The organism is Mesorhizobium sp. B2-3-15 (assembly GCF_006442875.1).
Taxonomy (GTDB): domain Bacteria; phylum Pseudomonadota; class Alphaproteobacteria; order Rhizobiales; family Rhizobiaceae; genus Mesorhizobium; species Mesorhizobium australicum.
In genome coordinates, this window is the sequence record NZ_VFVO01000007.1 from 260098 (window position 1) to 278836 (window position 18739).

An 18739-nucleotide genomic window follows, 5' to 3' on the forward strand; every position below is an offset into this window, starting at 1 on the left:
TCTTTGTCCCTCAGCCCGCCGGTCCGGCACCGGCAAGCGTCTCTCCGGTGATCATGTTGATCACCGCATCGGGACTTGTCTTGTTGCGTGCGACATCGCCCGCCACGACGCCTTGCCGGATGACCACGATCCGGTCGGCGACCTGAAAAGCCTGCTGCATGATATGGGTGATGATGACGACGCCGATGCCCTGGCTCGCCACCTGGCGGATCATGTCGAGACCGCGCCGGGTCTGCTCGACGCCAAGGGCGGCGAACGGCTCGTCGAGAAGCACCAGCTTGCCGCCCCAATGCACGAAGCGGTTCAGCTCGATGGCCTGCCGCTGGCCGCCCGAGAGATGCTCGACATTGGTGCGCAGTGAAGGAATGCGGGTCCCGGCGCTGGCCAGCGCCTTGCCGACGACGGCTTCCATGGCGCGCTCGTCGAGCACCGGAATGCCGAGAACCTTTCTGGTGATCTCGCGGCCCATGAAGAAATTGGCCACCACATCGACATTGGTGCACAGCGACAGGTCCTGGTAGACGGTCTCGATGCCCGCCGCCTTGGCTTCCGCCGGCGACCGGGCCAGGAATTCCTTGCCCTCGAACAGCATGCGGCCGGAGGTCGGTTCGAGACCGCCAGCTATGATCTTGACCAGCGTCGACTTGCCGGCGCCGTTGTCGCCGAGCAGCGCCACCACTTCGCCCTTGCCGATGGAAAAGCCGATCCCCTTCAGCGCTTCGATCGCGCCGTAGTTCTTGGTCACGTTGTCGAGCACCAGCAGGGGTTCGCTCATGCGGCAATCTCCCTGGCCGAAAGTATGTCGCGGCCGCGCTCGCGTTCGGCGGCGAACATCTGGCCGAAGCGTGGCGACAACACCCCTGAAACGGCGAGCGCCGCCGCGCCGCGCAGCACGGCATGCTGGCCGCCGCTGGCGACGATGACGCGCGGCGTCTTGCGGTCCGCGCGGGCCGAAACCGAATTGTGCAGCGGTTCGGCCGCGTCCGCCAGGCGCTCGAGCAGTTCCGATGCCGCCAGGCCGCCGAGCACGACCGTCTCTGGATCGAAGAGGTTTTCGATGATGGCGATGGTGTTGCGGAAGGTCGGGCCGACTTGCGCCACCCAATCGGCGTCGCTGCCGGCCCGGCGGCCTCGCGCCTCGAGCGAGAGGTAGCGCTCGAGGCAGCCTCGGTTGCCGCAGGGGCAAAGCTCGCCATCGGGGACCACGGGAATGTGGCCGATCTCGCCCGCATTGCCCCAGGCGCCGCGCAGAACGCTGCCGTCATGCATCATCGCGCCGCCAAGCCCGACGCCGAAATAGAGATAGTAATAGTCGGAATGGCGGGCTCCGATGCCATAGAGCCGCTCGCCCATCGCGGCGGCGGCCATGTCGCTCTCGAAGAATGCTGGCAATCCCGTCGCGGCCGTCAGCCGCTCACGCAGCGCCACATGCTTCCAGCCGGTCATCGTGGTCGGGCCGACAAAGCTCATGGAGTCCACATCGAACGGGCCGGGAAGCGCCATGCCGACGCCGATGACGCGGCCGCCGGGCCGCTTGCCCGTCAGGTCGCGGACCATGGCGCCAATCTGGTCGAACGCGTGATCGGGCGTCGCGTTGGACGCTTCGCGGCGTGAACTCTCGATAACGTCGCCGCTGAGATTGATCAGCGCGGCGTCTATTCCAAGCGGCGTCAGGTGGATGCCGACGGCATAGCCGCCTTCCGGGTTGATGCGCAGCGTTGCCGGTGGCAGGCCACGTCCCTTCGGCTCTTCGCGCACGGACAGGATGTAGCCCTGTTCCTCCAGTTCGCGAACGATGGTCGACACGGTCTGCACGGTGAGCCCGACGTGCCTGGCGATGTCGCCTCGTGCAATCGGGCCATGACGGCGGATGGACTCAAGCACGATGCGCCGATTGTATGGCCGCCCGAACTCCTGATTGGTCCCCCGCAATGCCATGCCTTGCGCCCCCACTTGACGTAAGGTTCGCATCAAACATTTATTCAGTCAAATGGAATTCAAAAATAATCCGGAAGCTGAGGAGCCGCGATCCTATGACGGTTTACGGGGTGCGGGATACCGCATGACGAGGAGAGGTGTGCTCGACCGGGACCGACGGCTCCGGATTCAGCAAGCGAGCGGTTGATCTTCCTAGAGGTACTGGGCGACTTTCTTGCCGACGGTCAAGAAGCGCAGCGGATCGATCGCCTCGCCATTGTGGCGCACTTCATAGTGCAGATGCGGGCCGGTCGAGCGCCCGCTGCTGCCGGTCTTGCCGATGACGGCGCCGGCGTCCACTTTCTCGCCTACCGTCACGTCGATCTCGCTGAGATGTCCGTAGCGCGTGGCAAAGCCATTGCCATGGTCGATCTCGACCATGCGGCCATAGCCGCCATTCCAGCCGGCCTTGGTGACGATGCCGGGCGCGGTGACCTTGGCCGCCATGCCGATCGGTGCCCTGAAATCCATGCCCGAATGCAACGCGGCCGTGCCGAGAATGGGATCGGTGCGCACGCCGAACGGACTGGTGACGGAGTGGCCAGGGGCAGGGTTTGCAAGCGGCAACCGGCGCGCTTCCTTCTTGAGGTGATCGAGCGTATCCAGCGCCTCGTCCAGTTCCTTGACCTTGCTGTCGAAGATCATCGACGAGTCGAGCGGAATCAGCGGTCCGCCGACATCGCTTTCGTTCTTGCCGAAATCACTGTCGACCGGCAGTCCGGCCGTCTGCAGCGCCTGCTGGATGGCATCGGCGCTTTTGTAGGCGTTGTCCGCGAGCGTGTTGATGCGGCTGAGCTGTTCATTCTCGATGGATTTCAGCGACTGGTTGATCGAGACGAACAGCCTGTCGGCGCGATCGGCGGCTGAGTCGCTGGGCAGCGGATCGGTGCGGGTCGACCACAAGGAGAAGGGCCTTGTGTCGGCGGTGCCGAGGTCCGCGCCCAGGCTGGCAACCGCGTAGTTCCGCGCTGGCTGGCTGATGCTGCCGGTCACCTCGGCGCGCTTGTCCGGCTTGGCGGGCGCGGCCGGATCTTCGGCGGGCACCGTTCCGATATCACCTTCGGCGCGTTCGAGCAGTGGGCCGAGACGGCCATGCCGCTGGCTGAGCTGCGTCTGACGCTCGAGCAATTCGCTGACTTTGGTCTCCATCAGTTGCTGGTCGAGCAACTGCCTGCTGGTGATGCGGTCGACCTGGGCGCGAAGCGCCGAAATGCGGTCCTCGTAGGCCTGCTGCATGCGCGCCTGGCGCGCCGTGGTGGCGCCGATCAGGTCGTCGCGCAGCACAAGATAGGATGTGGCCAGGAGGTAGCCGATGGCAATGGCGGCGAGTGCTGAACCGATGAATGCCGCCAGCCAGGGGCGGATCGTGAAGTGCCTGATCTCGTTGCCCCGGGCGATGATGATCGTGTGCGATTCCTTGCGCCTGCCGAAGACTGCGGACTGACCGGTTGCGTTCACGGGACCAAGCTTTCGTTACGACACCACGACCGCCTGATTACACATTATTAGGGTTAACAAAGGCTTGCCGTATCGGCAGCGCGACGCCGAATGCACGCAATGCAGGCGAGAGGTTGCATGGAAACCGCCAGCTACGGCCGCTACGTCGCGAAATCGTTGGCGAGGAGCACCAATGTTCCGCCAGCAGCGGTCAGTCACGCGCTGAGCAAGCTCCAGGTTTCTTAACTGTATTCGATTGCATTTAATTGACTCTTTTCGAGTAAAGACCTGCTGGTATTTCGGATTCACCGTGGCGGTAGGAATGCTGGACGACCTGGTTGGCAAGATCCTCGACAAGATTTCGGGCACCAGTCTGCTGGCGACCGGGTTTTTGCTGCTGACGGCCCTTGTCAGCGCGCTCGTGGCTTATTGGCGCACGGTCGAGGAGAAGAGCTGGAAGGAATTTTTCGAGTTCGTCGTCCCCCATGAGGTCATCACCCATCCCTCCGCGAAGGCCGACCTGCTGTTCTGGATCACCAGGAAGGCCCTGATGCCTTTCCTGATGCTGCCCGCCGGAATTGTCTTCGTCACGGCGGTGGGCTACGGGACCAACTGGCTGTTTTCGACACTGTTCCAGTTTCAGCCGCCTCTGATCGAGGGGCCGGCAGGACCGGTGACGGTGCTGATCTTCACCATCAGCATGCTGCTCGCCTACGACATTTCCTATTATCTATATCACGTCGCCCAGCATCGCTACCCCCTGCTTTGGGAACTGCACAAGGTGCATCACTCGGCCGAGGTGCTGGTCGGGATCACCAAGGACCGGGTCCATCCGCTCGACGAGTTGATGAACCGAGCCTGGGACGGGCTCATCGTGGGGCTGTGCTTCGGCATTTGGTCGCTGATTTCGCTGAACCTTGTCGAACTGACCGTCTTTGGCGTTAACGTCTATGTCATGCGGAACATCCTGATGATGGATTTCGTCAGGCACACGCATTTCAAGATCTCGTTCGGCCCGCTCAACAACTTGATCCTGTGTCCTCATTGGCACCAACTGCATCACAGCGTCGATCCGCGCCACTACGACAAGAATTTCGGGCTGCTCTTCTCGTTCTGGGACCGGCTCTTCGGAACATTGTGCGTGCCGAGGCCCGACGAGGACTTCAAGTTCGGACTGGTCGACCGCGATGTGCGCGACTACCAGTCGCTCGCCGGCCTTTATGTCATGCCGCTGAAGCGGATGTGGGGTCATGTTGCCAGGCGCATCCGGCCTGGAAAGCGACAGCCACGGACCGCGCGACCATCGGAAGGGACACGGCCATGAACGCTCCCGTCACGCTCTCCATCCCGCGGACACGCGCCTTCGAAATCGTGACATCGGCGGTGCGCCTGGCCGAGATCGCACCGGCCTGGAGCGCGCTCTGGCAGCGGGCTGGCGGGCTTGTCTTCCAGCATCCCGGCTGGATCGCGGCCTGGTGGCGCACCACCCCGCATCAGGAGCGGCGCGCCCTCAGGATTGGGCTTGCCTGGAACGGCGACCGGCTCGAGGGCGTGATAGCGCTCGCGACCTTCAGGCGCTCCGGCATCCGCATGCTCGAATGGGCGGCGAAGGATCACAGTGACTATGGCGACGCGCTGGTTGCACCCGACAGCGACCCGCAGGCGATCTCCCGCCTTTGGCAGCATGTCTTCGATCAGGGCGGCTTCGACCTGATCTACCTCAACCGTCTGCTGCCAGATGCCGGGGTTCATGCCCTGCTGCACCCGGCCCATGGCAAAGCGCTTCGGCCCAACCACCGCGGTGAAATCAGCTATCGTGTCACTGGTCCCTGGCAGAGTGGGGCGGAATGGTTCGAGACGTTGTCGAAAAAGGGCCGGCAGAACTATCGTCGCGGCCGCAAATTCATGGAAGAGAGCGGCGCATTGCGTTTCCGTCTCCTGGATGCGGATGACCCGCGCGAGCCGGTGCTCGAGCGGGTCGCGACGCTGAAGCGGCTCTGGCTCGTTCGGCATGGCCGCGCTTCGGATCTGTTCGATGAGGGCTCGCCGGTTCTCGCCGCGCTTATTTCCGTGCTGGCCGACCTCGGGCTGTTGCGCATTTTCGTGCTGGAGCTTGACGACGCGATCATCGCGGTCTCGATCAACTTCGAGCAGCACGGCACGATGATGGCTTTCGTCACCACCTACGATCCCGAACACGAGCGCGCCTCGCCGGGTATGGTGCTGATGATGGACTACATCCAGTGGTCGCTCGACCGTGGCCTTGCCACGATTGATTTTCTCTGCGGCGGCGAGGATTTCAAGCGCCGCTTCGCCACGCAATCAGTCGCGCTGTCGTCGATGATGGGTGCGCGCGGCTTGCGCGGTCATCTCGCCGCACTGGCCGATCATGTGGACCATGTTTCGAAATCCTGGAAGACCCGGCGGCAGCCGAAAGCCGACGCGGTGCCTGACGAATAGCGCCACGATCGTCGTTCGCGTCGTGGGCTTTGGCGACGCTCAAAGCGCGCGAACGGCTTCCAGAACGGCCTCGGCATGGCCCTTGACCCGGACCTTGCGCCAGATCTTGGCGATCCGTCCGTCACGGCCGATCAAGAATGTCGCGCGCTCGACGCCCATGTATTTGCGGCCATACATCGATTTCTCGACCCACAGGCGGTAGGCCTCGATCACCTTGCGCTCCTCGTCGGCGGCAAGATCGATGGTTAGATCGTATTTCGATTTGAACTTGTCGTGTTTCTTGGCGCTGTCGGGCGACAGGCCGATGACGACAGCGCCGGCCTTCTCGAATTCCGGCTTCAGCCGCGAGAAGCTGATCGCCTCTTGCGTGCAGCTTGTCGTGTCATCCTGAGGATAGAAATAGAGCACGACTGGCTTGCCGGCGGATGCGGCTAGGCTGAGCGATCCGCCGCCGTCCCGCGGCAGATCGAATTGCGGCGCGGGATCGCCTACTTCGAGGTCAGCCATATCGATGCCCTTGTTTGAGGTTACGCGCGAAGCCACACCGATATAGTGTCGACCGGGGATTCGTCCACGAGCGAGTTTGTACAACGGAAGATTGCGTGGATCAGGAGCAACCGCAGCACGAGAAGATCCGGTTCAGGCGGGACGAAATCACCGACCTGGGGGCCCTGCCGTCCGCGTGCCGCGTCCCGCCTCTTGGCCAGGCGGCGATCGGCCGCGGCTTTCGCATCCTTTCGCGAGTGTTTGCCGGCGTGGTCGCGTTCATGCTGCTGGCCGCGACGGCGGTCTATCTCATCGGCCTTTCCGGCATTGGTTCTGACCGGCTGCGCGTCGAGGCGGAGAGCGCCATCGAGAGGCTGGCGGGCGTCGACGTCAATGTCGCGGTCGGGCCCGCCCGCATCACGCTCGACAGTTCAAGCTTCGTGGCGCTGCAGGTGAGCGATGTCAGCCTGAAGACATCGGACGGCAAACCCATGGCCGATGCCGGGCGTGTGCGCTTCGGCATCCGCCTGGTGCCGCTTTTGTGGGGCGAGGTGCGGCTGACCAGCGCCAGGATCTCCGATGCCCGCATCGTCATGGCGGCGATGCCGTCCGGCGGCGACTGGACGGCGGCACTGCGCAACGAGAACGGCCTCGTCGATCCGGAGAAGCTGTCGGACGCGGTGTTCGGCTACATCCATCGTGCGCTCGACGCCGTGCGGGAAGATTCGATGCGCCGGATCGATCTCAGCAATGTCGAGTTCGTGTTGCCCGACGCTGGATCGATCAAGCTGGTCAAGATCGCCGACGCCACCGTGGTTCAGTCGGGGCCGGGCGGCATGGAGTTCACCTCCGACGCCGACATCGACGGCAGGACAGTCACCGTTGTAGCTTCCGCCACCCGTAACATCGCGGCGCATCGGGTGACGGCGTTGGATGCCAGCATCAATCTGGCGGATGCCGGCGCCACCGCTGCCGGCTCCGGCAAGCTTGGTGCCGTCGCGCTGAAGTTGACAGGATCGGAAGGGTCAGGTGCCACCGCATCACGCTTGACCGCCGCCCTTTCGTCCACCGGGTCCGTGCTGGATCTTGGCACACGCGGGCTGCTGCCGGCGGATGCCGATCTCAATGCGACGCTTGTCTATGGCTCCAACAAGATCCAGGTCGACAGGCTGCTCTTGAAAACCGGCAGGTCTTCATTCGATTTCGGCGGCTCGATCGGGCCAAAACCAGCAACCGGGGTGGCTGGTGAGGAACCCTCCTACCGTTACGATCTGACCAGCGACGGTTCGACCTTGGCGCCATCGGAATCGCCTGAGCCCGCGCTGATGTTCCTGGCGCGCATCGCCGGCGTCTACCAGCCGCAAAGCCATAAACTGGTGGCCGAGCAGATCGCGGTTCGGTCCGCCGGGAGCAGCGAGGTGCTTGGCACCGCGGCTGTGGAATTCGTCGAGGGCAAGGCTCCCGGGATCAATCTGGCGCTCAACATCCATGACATGCCGGTCTCGCACGTCAAACAGCTGTGGCCGTGGTTTTCGGCGCGCAATGCGCGGCTCTGGGTGCTGAACAATCTGTTCGGCGGCCGCGTGGTCGATGCCAGCCTCCAGTTCCAGGTGGTGCCGGATCGCCTCGGCAATGGCGTGCCGCTTTCCGCCGACGAGGTCTTCGGCCGCTTCCAGATCGAAGGCGCGCGTTTCGACACTGCCGGCCGCATCCCGCCGATCCGCGACGCGGTGGGCGTGGTCGGATTCCACGGCAACGACGTCGACGTCTCCTTGTCGTCGGGCACCGTCTTCATGCCTAGCGGCCGCACGGTGGCGGCCAGCAATGGCACGCTGACGGTCAAGGCCGCCAACCGTCCGCCGGTCATCGGCGCACTCGACATCGATGTGGAGGGGGAGGCGCCGGCCGTCGCCGAGCTTGCCTCCTACGAACCGATCAACGCCATGCGCCATGTCGGCATCCTGCCTGAGGATCTTTCCGGCAGCGTCACCGGCCACGTCAAGGCGGACATTCCGCTGCAGTCGGGCGTCGATACGGCGAAGCTCGATTGGCTGGTGTCGCTCGACTACACCGGCCTGTCCCTAGCCAAGCCGTTCGAGGGGCAGGCCGTGACGGACGCGGACGGCTCGATCACGGTCGACCCGCAAAAGGCTGTCATTTCGGCCAAGGCATCGCTGAACGGCATTCCGGCCGAACTCGATCTCGTCGAGCCGTTGACGGATGACGGGCCGGCGCGCAGTCGCAAAGTCGCCCTGGTGCTCGACGACAAGATCCGCGCCGCCGCCATGCCCGGCCTGACGCCGCTGCTTGGTGGAACGGTGAAGGTCGCGATCGACAAGAGTGGTAGCGGCAACCAGAACGTTTCGGTCGACCTGACCAATGCCAGGCTGGACATTCCCTGGGCCGGCTGGAGCAAGGGGGCGGGGGTTCCCGCCAGCGCCACCTTCGTCATGACCAAGGCCGGCGACACCACGACGCTGTCCGACTTCGACCTCGGTGGCAAGACATTCTCCATCGATGGCGGCATCGTGCTGGTCAACGGCGCGCTGTCGTCGGCCAAATTCAGCAGGGTCACCCTGAACCGGGGCGATGATGTTTCCGTGTCGGTGAAGCGATCGGGCAAGGGCTATGCGGTCGGCATCAATGGCAATGCGCTTGATGCTCGTTCGTTGATCAAGCAGTTCACGTCCGATGTGGACACCGCGACCAAAACGACAGGAACAGACAATATTTCAGTCAGTGCGGACGTCAATCAGCTCACCGGTTTCCACGACGAGCAACTCTCCAACCTGAAGCTCGACTACAGTGCGGCCGGTTCGCGGGTGAACGGACTGAAGGTCAGCGCGACGGCGAGTTCGGGTGCCGCCATCGCCATCAGCAACACCACCGGCGACGGCAGGCGTTCGCTCAATGTGCAGTCGGCGGACGCCGGCGCCATCCTGCGGTTCCTCAACATCTATGAGCACATGGAGGGCGGATCGATCACGCTGGCGCTGACCGGGGCCAACGACGGGCCGATGAAGGGCAAGGTCGACACCAGCAACTTCTTCATCGTCAACGAACCCAAGCTCGCCTCCATCGTCTCGACCACGCCGGCCGGCGACAGCCGCAGCCTCAACCAGGCGGTGAAGGGCAAGCTCGACACGTCGCGGGTGAAGTTCGAGCGCGGCTATGCCGAAATCGACAAGGGCAGCGGTTATCTCCGGCTGACCAATGGCGTGCTGCGCGGCCCGCGCATCGGCACGACCTTCCAGGGCATCCTCTACGACCAGAACAACAATATGGATATGACCGGCACCTTCATGCCTGCCTACGGTCTCAACCGCATCTTTGGCGAATTGCCCATCGTCGGCGCGCTTCTGGGCAATGGCCGCGACCGCGGCCTGATCGGCGTCACCTACCGCCTCAGGGGCAATGCCAACAAGCCCGTGCTCGACGTCAATCCGCTGTCGGTGATCGCTCCGGGGATATTCAGGTCGATCTTCGAGTACCGCTAGAGCGAAACGGTTTTCCGCCCGCAATTGCCTCAAGACACATAGTTGGAGCCGTTTCCGGGAAACGGCTCCAACGGCCTTAGGCCGGCCTGACCAGGATGTGTTTTTTCCTGCCCAATGAAAGCTTTATGACGTTTTCCGGACTCAGATCCTGAAGCGTCACCAGCCGGCGGTCGTCGCCGACCGGCTGGTCGTTCAGGCGCACGGCGCCGCCCTGGATGTGCCGCCGTGCCTCGCCATTGGATGATGCCAGCCCGGCGCTGACCAACAGCGACAGGATGCCGACACCGGCTTCGAGCGCGGCCTTGTCCGCCTCGACGGTCGGCAAAGTGTCGGCGAGAGCGCCTTCCTCGAAAGTCTTTCGCGCCGTCTCGCTGGCCTGTTCGGCGGCCGCGCGGCCATGCAGATGGGCGGTGATCTCGGTCGCGAGAATCTTCTTTGCCTCGTTGATCTCGGAGCCGCCCAGCCGCTCGAGCCGTGCGACCTCGTCCAGCGGCAATGTGGTGTAGAGTTTCAGGAACCGGGCAACGTCGGCATCCTCGGTGTTGCGCCAGTACTGCCAGAACTCGTAAGGGCTCAGCATCTGCGGATCGAGCCAGACGGCACCCGACGCCGACTTGCCCATCTTGGCGCCGGACGAGGTGGTGAGCAGCGGCGTGGTCAGCGCATAGAGTTGCGCATCTTCCATACGGCGGCCGAGATCGATGCCGTTGATGATGTTGCCCCATTGGTCGGAGCCGCCCATCTGCAGGCGGCAGCCGAGGCGCTTGTAGAGTTCGACGAAATCATAGGCCTGCAGGATCATGTAGTTGAATTCGAGGAACGAAAGCGATTGCTCGCGATCGAGCCGCAACTTGACGGAATCGAACGCAAGCATGCGGTTGACGGAAAAGTGCCGGCCGACATCGCGCAGGAAATTGACGTAGTTGATCTCCATCAGCCAGTCGGCATTGTTGACCATGACCGCGTCGTTCGGGCCACTGCCGAATTTGAGGTAGGGCATGAAGTTGCGGCGGATGCCGGCAAGATTGTCGTCGATGTCTTGCGGCGTGAGCAGCTTGCGCGCCTCGTCCTTGAAGGAGGGGTCGCCGATCATCGAGGTGCCGCCGCCCATCAGCGCGATCGGCCGATGGCCGGTCTGCTGCAGCCAGTGCAGCATCATGATCTGGATCAGCGAGCCGGCATGCAGGCTCCTGGCGGTGGCGTCGAAGCCGATATAGGCCGTCACCGTCTCCTTGGCGAAGAGTTGATCGAGACCGGCATCATCCGAGGTCTGGTGGATGAAACCGCGCTCGCTCATCGTGCGCAGGAAATCGGATTTGAAGGCAGGCATGGTTTTTTCCCGAAAGCGTGTGCCCGTCCAGCGCGAGCAATGTGAACGCGCGCGTTTAGCACCCAAGGGCGATCAGCAAAAGTGGAATCCGGTTTTGCGCCTGATCGCGCGCCAACAAGGAGTCCGCGATCAGCAAAAGTGGAATCCGGTTTTGCGCCCGATCGCGCGCCAAAGAGGAGTCTACGATCAGCAAAAGTGGATTCCGGTTTTGCGGCCGGCGCGGATGGCATTTGCGAATCCTTGCCTCATCCATGCCGCTGGCGTAATGAGGCGCCGCGCAAGGGCAGCGCCCGCACGCCGCGACGGGGTCGTCCCGCAGATCAGATCCGGAAAGCTCCCGCGATGAACAGAAACTACCTCTTCCTCTTTCTGTTCAGCTTGGTCATGAGTTTCAGCGGCTTGGCGAGCCTTCCGCCGATCGACCGCGACGAGTCCCGCTTTGTCCAGGCGACCAAGCAGATGGTCGAAACCGGCGACTATATCGACATCCGCTTCCAGGATGTCTCGCGCTACAAGAAGCCGATCGGCATCTACTGGCTGCAATCGGCTGCCGTCGCATTGAGCGGCGAGGGCGCGGCCGCACCGATCTGGGTGTACCGCCTTGTCTCGATGCTCGGAATCGCGCTCGCTGTCCTGGGCATCGGCTGGACGGGCACAAAATTGTTCGGCGCCAATGCCGGCCTTGCCGCCGGCCTGATGATGGCGGCGATCTTCGCAACCGCCTTCGAGGGACGCGACGCCAAAACCGACGCCATGCTTCTGGCCTGCTGCGTGGCCGCGCAGGGCGCGCTGGCACAAGTCTACCTGGCGTCGCGTCGCAACGAGCCGGTGGCCGGCCATCTGCCGTGGATATTCTGGTTCGCGCAAGGCGTCGGGATCCTCATCAAGGGGCCCGTGGCCCCGCTTCTGTCACTGCTGACGGCGGCCGCGCTGTTTGCTTTCGAACGCGACTGGCGCTGGCTTTTGAAGCTGAAGCTCGTGCGCGGCGTCGCGCTCGTTTTGCTCATCGTGCTGCCCTGGGTCGCTTTTATCGGCTGGAAGAGCGGCGGCGCCTTTTTTCAGGAAGCCGTCGGCAAGGATATGCTGAACAAGGTCGCGTCGGGAGAGGAATCGCACGGCCTGCCGCCTGGCTTCTACATGCTAACCTATTCGCTGTTCATGTGGCCGTTCGGCCTGATCGCGGTCGGCGCCGGCCTGCAGGCCCTCAATCGTGTGCGCGACGATTTCAGGCTGCGCTTTTGCCTGGCATGGTACATTCCGTTCTGGCTGGTGTTCGAACTCATCCCGACCAAACTGCCGCATTACGTCCTGCCGGCCTATCCCGGCATGGCGCTGCTGATCGGCTGGCTGCTGACGTTGTCGCCGCAGGACGCCAATGCGCCGCTCAAGCGCTGGCAGCAGTGGTTGTGGTGGTCGACCGCGTTCGGTCTGGTGGTGGTCAGCCTCGGGCTGGCCGCGGTTTGTATCGGGGCACCGATCTACCTTACGCACAGTTTCTCCTGGTGGAGCATTCCTGCGGCAGCGTCAGCGCTGGGCGCCGGTTATCTCGCATTCTCCAGGCAGTTGCAGGTGCCGCTGCCTCGCATTGGAGCCACCGCCGCCTGCGCGGGCATCACCTATGCCTTGCTGTTCGGGGTCATCGCGCCGTCGCTGAAGCCGATGTGGCTGAGCCCGGCGATCAGGCAAGCCGTGCTTGCCAACCAGGCATGCGACACAACGGTGCTGGCCTCGGCGCGGTATCAGGAGCCGAGCTTGGTGTTTCTGGTCGGCACGAAAACGGTGCTGACCGATGTCGGAGGCGTGGCGGAGCACCTGCTCGCCGATCCTGCCTGTGCCTTGGGGCTGGCCCCGATCGGGGATGAGCAGAAGTTGAATGGCATGCTGTCGGTACGAGGCAGATCGGTGAGCCGCGTCGCTGAAATCGATGGCCTCAACTATTCGTCGGGAGACAAACTGTCGCTCGGCCTTTATCGTGTGGCCCAATGACGGCTGGGTCGATGACAGAGTCCAGTTTCAAATGCTCGTGAAATCACGCCCACCAGTTACCAGCTCCCTCCTCGGGATAGGACGCCGGTCCCTCGACAATTGTCGCGACACCCTGCGGATCGCAAGGCGGCGCCTCGCCGTTCGGCCCGCTCGCTATCCAAACATCTCATGGTGGGCGTGGGGACTGGTCTGGGTCTTTCTGACGGCAGCCGCCTTTGTTCGTCTCGATACGCCGGCGGGGGTAGCCCATGGCCAATGGTCGGCGGGTGCCGCCAGGCTTGCCGAATTCTTCACGCAGTTCGGACTGGGCGGCTGGTATCTCATCCCGTCCGCGCTTCTGCTTGTCGCGGCCAATCTGACGGATTGGCGAAGCCTCTCGCGGCGCGCGCTGATGCTGGTCTACAGTTGGACTTGTCTGGCCTTTCTGGTGCTGAGCGCCGTTGGCTTGTCGGGCCTGACCGTCAATGTCCTGAAATATGCCATTGGCAGGGCGCGCCCGCTCTACTTCCAGGATTTTGGCGTCCTTGCACTGCACCCGTTTGCCTTCGATGCGCGCTTTGCTGGCTTTCCGTCCGGCCACGCCACGACGATGGGCGCCGTGTTCGGTATCCTGCTGCTTTTGTTTCCGCGGCGTTGGTATATCGCCCTTGTGGTGACGGGCTGCATCGCCTCGACCAGGGTCTTCGTCGGCGCGCACTATCCAAGCGACACCGTCGCCGGCTTCGGCCTTGGCTGTGCCTTCGCGCTGGCGTGCGGACTGGTCTTTGCCAGGCTCGGTTTCATCTTCCGGTCGGCAGCTTCAGGATTGCCGGTCCGCAAATCATCGTTCCGGCTTATCGCCCCGGAAAAATAAGCTGCCGGACCGTACCGCAGCATATGGCGAGGCGGACATTGCCCGCCCGCTCATAGCCCCGCGAACACGTCTGGCCTGATGTCTTAACGCAGCCGCTTCGGCCTCGGATCGGACAATTCTCCCGCCAGCCGTCGATCGAGATAATCGGAGCATTCCTCGATCAAGAGATCGGCGTCGTTGGCGAAAAAGTGGTTGGCGCCGGGCAGGGTCTTCTGCGTGATGGTGATGCCCTTCTGCGTATGCAGCTTGTCGACCAGGCCTTGCACATCCTTCGGCGGCGCCACCTTGTCGGCGTCGCCATGAATGATCAGGCCCGAAGACGGGCAGGGCGCCAGGAAGGAAAAATCATAGGTGTTGGGCTGCGGTGCGATCGAGATGAAGCCCTCGATCTCGGGCCGGCGCATCAGCAGCTGCATGCCGATCCACGAACCGAAGGAATAGCCGGCGACCCAGCAGCTCTTGGAATCCGGATGCAGCGACTGCACCCAGTCGAGTGCCGCCGCCGCGTCCGACAACTCGCCGGTTCCATGGTCGAACTCGCCCTGGCTGCGGCCGATGCCGCGAAAATTGAAGCGCAGCGTGGTGAAATCACGCTTCTGGAACATGTAGAAGAGGTCGTAGACGATCTTGTTGTTCATCGTGCCGCCGAACTGCGGGTGCGGATGCAACACGATGGCAATTGGCGCGCTCTTTTCCCGCGAGGGCTGGTAGCGTCCCTCCAGGCGGCCGGCCGGACCGGTGAAAATGACCTCAGGCATGAAATACTCCACGTGACATACAAGTGCGCGGTGCCCGGAAAACTGTTCCTCTGGCCCCGCTTCCACAGACCTTGACGCAGGGCGAGCGTCTTCATAGAAGCTAGTTTAGAATTGTTCAAAACTGGGTGACCGAAACGCAATCGCCCGGTCGCCCTCGCCGCAAGCCGCGTAAATAGGACGGCTTGCCTTGGAATTTCAAGGAAATAACGCCATACGTCGGCGGAATGGCTTCTGACGGGAAGAACTGGACAAAAATGGCCGCGAGACGCGCCTATCTCGACTATAATGCCAGTGCGCCGCTGCTTTCAGCGGCGCGCGAGGCCATGGTCGCGGCGTTTGATGCGGCCAACCCTTCTTCGGTCCATGCCGAGGGGCGCGCCGCGCGCAGGCTCGTCGACAATGCCAGGCGCGACGTGGCGGCACTGGTCAACGGCAAGGCCGAACATGTCGTCTTCACTTCGGGTGCGACCGAGGCCGCCTCGGCGCTTCTGACGCCGGACTGGCGGATGGGGCGCGGCGCCATTCGCATGAGCCGGCTCTACGTGTGCGAGGCCGACCATCCGTGCCTGCTGAATGGCGGACGTTTCCCGGCAAGCCAGGTAACGCGGATCGGTGTCGACGCCGATGGCATCGTCAACCTCGACGCCTTGACCGCGGCGCTCGCCGGCCACGACAAGGCCGACGGTCTGCCGCTGGTGGCGATCCATGCCGCCAACAACGAAACCGGCGTCATCCAGCCGATCGATCGCATTGCCGAAATCGTCAAGGCGGAGGGCGGCATTCTTGTCGTCGATGCCGTGCAGGCCGCTGGCCGCGTCTCGATCGACATGGCGGCTGGATACGCCGACTATGCAATTCTATCCTCACACAAGATCGGCGGCCCCCAGGGCGCCGGTGCCATCGTCGCCGCGGCCGACCTGATGATGCCGACGCCGCTGATCAATGGCGGCGGCCAGGAAAAAGGCCACCGTGGCGGCACCGAGAACCTGCCTGGCATTGCCGGGTTTGGCGCCGCTGCACGAGAAGCCCTGGCCGGACTGAAGGCCGTCGGTGCCGTGCGGCAGCGTCGCGATGAGGCCGAAGCCATCCTGAAGACGCTGGTGCCGGACGTGGAAATCTTCGGAACGGGCGCGCCAAGGCTTGCCAACACGACATTCTTCGCTATTCCCGGCGTGAAAGCCGAAACCGCCCAGATCGCCTTCGATCTGGCAGGCGTGGCGCTTTCCGCCGGATCCGCCTGCTCGTCGGGCAAGGTCGGGCCGAGCCATGTGCTGAAAGCCATGGGGCACGGCGACAGCCTTGGCGCCCTGCGCGTCTCGGTCGGTGCCGCGACCGCCGCCGAGGACATCGAACTGTTCCGCACCGCGCTGGCAAGCATTGCCGCGCGTCGGGCGAGTAGAGAGAAGGCCGCCTAGCGGTTGGAGCATCGGACCGGAGAATCCGATGCTTGAGAAAAACGGATTTGGGCCTTTCGGCCTGGTAGAGCCGTGCGTTTCATGCTGGCCGGGTGAATTTCCGGTGGAGGCGCACTATATTGAACTTACGCTGCCGCGGATGCTGCTCGGGCGTCCATTTGGCGGTGCCATAGTTTGAAAACTGTCGGGCCTTGACCCCGGCGTGGATGGAGAACGCTTATGCCTGCTGTGCAGGACACGATCGATCGGGTCCGAAAGATCGACGTCGACCAATACAAATACGGATTCCAGACCGAGATCGCCGTCGACAAGGCTCCCAAGGGCCTGAGCGAAGACATTATCCGTTTCATCTCGGCCAAGAAGGACGAACCGTCCTGGATGCTGGAATGGCGCCTCGAAGCCTATCGGCGCTGGCTGACGCTGGAAGAGCCGACCTGGGCGCGCGTCAACTACCCCAAGATCGACTTCCAGGACATCTACTATTACGCGGCGCCCAAGAGCACGCCCGGACCGACTTCGCTCAGCGACGTCGATCCTGAGATCTTGAAAGTCTACGAGAAACTCGGCATTCCGTTGAAGGAGCAGGAGATCCTCGCAGGCGTCCAGAAGACCGACGCCTCGGAGTTCCAGGAAGCCAGCGACAACGTCTACAAGTCGGGCCGCGTCGCCGTCGACGCCGTGTTCGATTCTGTGTCCGTCGTCACCACCTTCAAAAAGGAACTGGCGCAGGCCGGAGTCATCTTCTGCTCGATCTCCGAAGCCATCCGCGAGCATCCCGAACTGGTGCAGAAATATCTCGGCTCTGTCGTGCCGACCTCCGACAATTACTACGCCACACTGAATTCGGCCGTATTCACGGACGGGTCCTTCGTCTTCGTGCCGAAGGGGGTGCGCTGCCCGATGGAGCTGTCGACCTATTTCCGCATGAACGAGAAGAACACCGGACAGTTCGAGCGCACGCTGATCATCGCCGAGGAGGGGGCCTACGTCTCCTATCTCGAGGGCTGCACGGCGCCGCAACGCGACGAGAACCAGCTTCATGCGGCGGTGGTCGAACTGGTCGCGCTCGACGATGCCGAGATCAAATATTCGACGGTACAGAACTGGTACCCCGGCGACGCCGAGGGCAAGGGCGGCATCTACAATTTCGTGACCAAGCGCGGCGACTGCCGTGGCGACCGTTCGAAGATTTCGTGGACCCAGGTCGAGACCGGCTCGGCAATCACCTGGAAATATCCAAGCTGCATCCTTCGCGGCGACGATTCCTCGGGCGAATTCTATTCGATCGCGGTGTCGAACGGCTATCAGCAGGTCGACAGCGGCACCAAGATGATCCATCTCGGCAAGAACACGTCGAGCCGCATCATCTCCAAGGGCATCGCCGCCGGCTTCTCGCAGAACACCTATCGCGGTCAGGTCTCGGCGCACCGCAAGGCGACCAATGCCCGCAATTTCACCAACTGCGACAGCCTGCTGATCGGCGACCAGTGCGGCGCCCACACCGTGCCTTATATGGAAGCCAAGAACTCGACGGCGCAGTTCGAGCATGAGGCGACGACGTCGAAGATTTCCGAGGACCAGAAATTCTACGTCATGCAGCGCGGCATCCCCGAGGAGGAAGCCATCGCGCTGATCGTCAACGGCTTCGTCAAGGACGTCATCCAGCAACTGCCGATGGAGTTCGCCGTCGAGGCGCAGAAGCTGATCGGCATCTCGCTGGAAGGCTCGGTGGGCTGACCAGCCCAGATAAATATTCAGGAAACAAAGAATGCTTGAGATCAAGAACCTGCACGCCCGCATCGTCGATGACGGCACCGAGATCATCCGCGGCCTGAACCTGACGGTGAAAGCCGGCGAGGTCGCCGCGATCATGGGCCCGAACGGCTCGGGCAAGTCGACCCTGTCCTACATCCTTGCCGGCCGCGAGGACTATGAGGTGACCGAAGGCGACATCCTCTACAACGGCCAGTCGATCCTCGAAATGGATCCGGCCGAGCGCGCTACGTCAGGAATTTTCCTCGCTTTCCAGTATCCGATGGAGATACCGGGCGTCGCGACCATGGAATTTCTCAAGGTGGCCATGAACGAGCAGCGCAAGGCGCGTGGTGAAGAGCCGCTGAAAATCCCGGAATTCCTCAAGCGCGTGAAGGAAGCCGCCGCCTCGCTCAGCATGGACATGGCGATGCTGAAGCGGCCGCTCAATGTCGGTTTTTCCGGCGGCGAGAAGAAGCGTGCCGAGATCCTGCAGATGAAGCTTCTGGAGCCGAAACTCTGCGTGCTCGACGAGACCGATTCCGGCCTCGACATCGATGCGCTGAAGATCGTCTCCGACGGCGTCAACGCGCTGCGGGCGCCGGACCGGGCCTTCCTGGTCATCACCCACTATCAGCGCCTGCTCGAGCACATCGTGCCCGACAGCGTGCACGTGCTCTACAAGGGCCAGGTCATCAAGTCGGGCGACAAGTCCCTGGCGCTCGACCTCGAAGCCAATGGCTATGCCGGCGTGATCGGCGAAGCCGCGTGAGATGCCAGGTCATTTT

15 protein-coding genes are annotated in these 18739 nt (G+C 63.0%); 9 read left to right on the plus strand and 6 right to left on the minus strand.

Annotated elements, in window-relative coordinates; translation table 11 throughout:
- Positions 1 to 10 precede the first annotated feature (10 nt).
- The 3 genes from FJ954_RS16605 to FJ954_RS16615 form a co-directional block, all read right to left on the minus strand.
- The gene (locus FJ954_RS16605; RefSeq protein ID WP_140662003.1) at positions 11 to 775 is read right to left on the minus strand and encodes an ATP-binding cassette domain-containing protein; all 765 of its coding nucleotides are present in this window, start codon (positions 773 to 775) and stop codon (positions 11 to 13) included.
- Positions 772 to 1938 (minus strand): ROK family transcriptional regulator, encoded by a 1167-nt coding sequence (locus FJ954_RS16610; protein WP_140617015.1) that lies wholly within the window; start codon positions 1936 to 1938, stop codon positions 772 to 774. Before FJ954_RS16610 ends, FJ954_RS16605 begins: the two co-directional genes overlap by 4 nt.
- Positions 1939 to 2130: 192 nt before the next feature.
- Positions 2131 to 3435, minus strand: a complete 1305-nt coding sequence (locus FJ954_RS16615; RefSeq protein ID WP_140662004.1) for a M23 family metallopeptidase — start codon at positions 3433 to 3435, stop codon at positions 2131 to 2133.
- Positions 3436 to 3736: 301 nt separating this feature from the next.
- Between FJ954_RS16615 and FJ954_RS16620 the strand changes: the two genes are divergently transcribed.
- Both FJ954_RS16620 and FJ954_RS16625 read left to right on the plus strand, forming a co-directional pair.
- Positions 3737 to 4738: a sterol desaturase family protein gene (locus FJ954_RS16620; RefSeq protein ID WP_140662005.1), complete on the plus strand. Its 1002-nt coding sequence runs from the start codon at positions 3737 to 3739 to the stop codon at positions 4736 to 4738.
- Positions 4735 to 5874, plus strand: coding sequence for a GNAT family N-acetyltransferase (locus FJ954_RS16625; RefSeq protein ID WP_140662006.1), 1140 nt, complete (start codon positions 4735 to 4737; stop codon positions 5872 to 5874). Before FJ954_RS16620 ends, FJ954_RS16625 begins: the two co-directional genes overlap by 4 nt.
- Before the next feature lie 39 nt (positions 5875 to 5913).
- Here the strand turns inward: FJ954_RS16625 and FJ954_RS16630 are convergent, their stop codons facing one another.
- Entirely contained in the window at positions 5914 to 6381 is a 468-nt protein-coding gene (locus FJ954_RS16630; RefSeq protein WP_015318177.1) for a peroxiredoxin, read from the minus strand.
- A 95-nt stretch (positions 6382 to 6476) separates the two neighbouring features.
- Here FJ954_RS16630 and FJ954_RS16635 point away from each other — a divergent pair, with 95 nt between their 5' ends.
- Positions 6477 to 9857, plus strand: coding sequence for a DUF3971 domain-containing protein (locus FJ954_RS16635; RefSeq protein WP_140662007.1), 3381 nt, complete (start codon positions 6477 to 6479; stop codon positions 9855 to 9857).
- Positions 9858 to 9933: 76 nt separating this feature from the next.
- Here the strand turns inward: FJ954_RS16635 and tyrS are convergent, their stop codons facing one another.
- Positions 9934 to 11187, minus strand: a complete 1254-nt coding sequence (tyrS, locus tag FJ954_RS16640; RefSeq protein WP_140662008.1) for a tyrosine--tRNA ligase — start codon at positions 11185 to 11187, stop codon at positions 9934 to 9936.
- Between the two features lie 342 nt (positions 11188 to 11529).
- Between tyrS and FJ954_RS16645 the strand changes: the two genes are divergently transcribed.
- A complete protein-coding gene (locus FJ954_RS16645) occupies positions 11530 to 13173 on the plus strand; it encodes a glycosyltransferase family 39 protein (protein WP_140662009.1) in 1644 nt (547 codons plus the stop codon).
- A 31-nt stretch (positions 13174 to 13204) separates the two neighbouring features.
- Entirely contained in the window at positions 13205 to 14026 is an 822-nt protein-coding gene (locus tag FJ954_RS16650; RefSeq protein WP_140662010.1) for a phosphatase PAP2 family protein, read from the plus strand.
- A gap of 83 nt (positions 14027 to 14109) precedes the next feature.
- Here the strand turns inward: FJ954_RS16650 and FJ954_RS16655 are convergent, their stop codons facing one another.
- Positions 14110 to 14784 (minus strand): alpha/beta hydrolase, encoded by a 675-nt coding sequence (locus FJ954_RS16655; RefSeq protein ID WP_015318172.1) that lies wholly within the window; start codon positions 14782 to 14784, stop codon positions 14110 to 14112.
- Positions 14785 to 15038: 254 nt separating this feature from the next.
- On the opposite strand from FJ954_RS16655, the gene FJ954_RS16660 reads away from it, so the two are divergent.
- The 4 genes from FJ954_RS16660 to sufC are packed head-to-tail and all read left to right on the plus strand — an operon-like array spanning position 15039 to position 18723.
- Complete coding sequence (locus tag FJ954_RS16660) at positions 15039 to 16199, plus strand: cysteine desulfurase family protein (protein ID WP_140662011.1); 1161 nt, start codon at positions 15039 to 15041, stop codon at positions 16197 to 16199.
- Positions 16200 to 16227: 28 nt separating this feature from the next.
- Positions 16228 to 16377, plus strand: a complete 150-nt coding sequence (locus tag FJ954_RS31820; RefSeq protein WP_181171053.1) for a hypothetical protein — start codon at positions 16228 to 16230, stop codon at positions 16375 to 16377.
- A gap of 41 nt (positions 16378 to 16418) precedes the next feature.
- A complete protein-coding gene (gene sufB, locus FJ954_RS16665; RefSeq protein WP_140662012.1) occupies positions 16419 to 17936 on the plus strand; it encodes a Fe-S cluster assembly protein SufB in 1518 nt (505 codons plus the stop codon).
- Positions 17937 to 17967: 31 nt separating this feature from the next.
- Complete coding sequence (gene sufC, locus FJ954_RS16670) at positions 17968 to 18723, plus strand: Fe-S cluster assembly ATPase SufC (RefSeq protein WP_015318168.1); 756 nt, start codon at positions 17968 to 17970, stop codon at positions 18721 to 18723.
- Positions 18724 to 18739 lie beyond the last annotated feature (16 nt).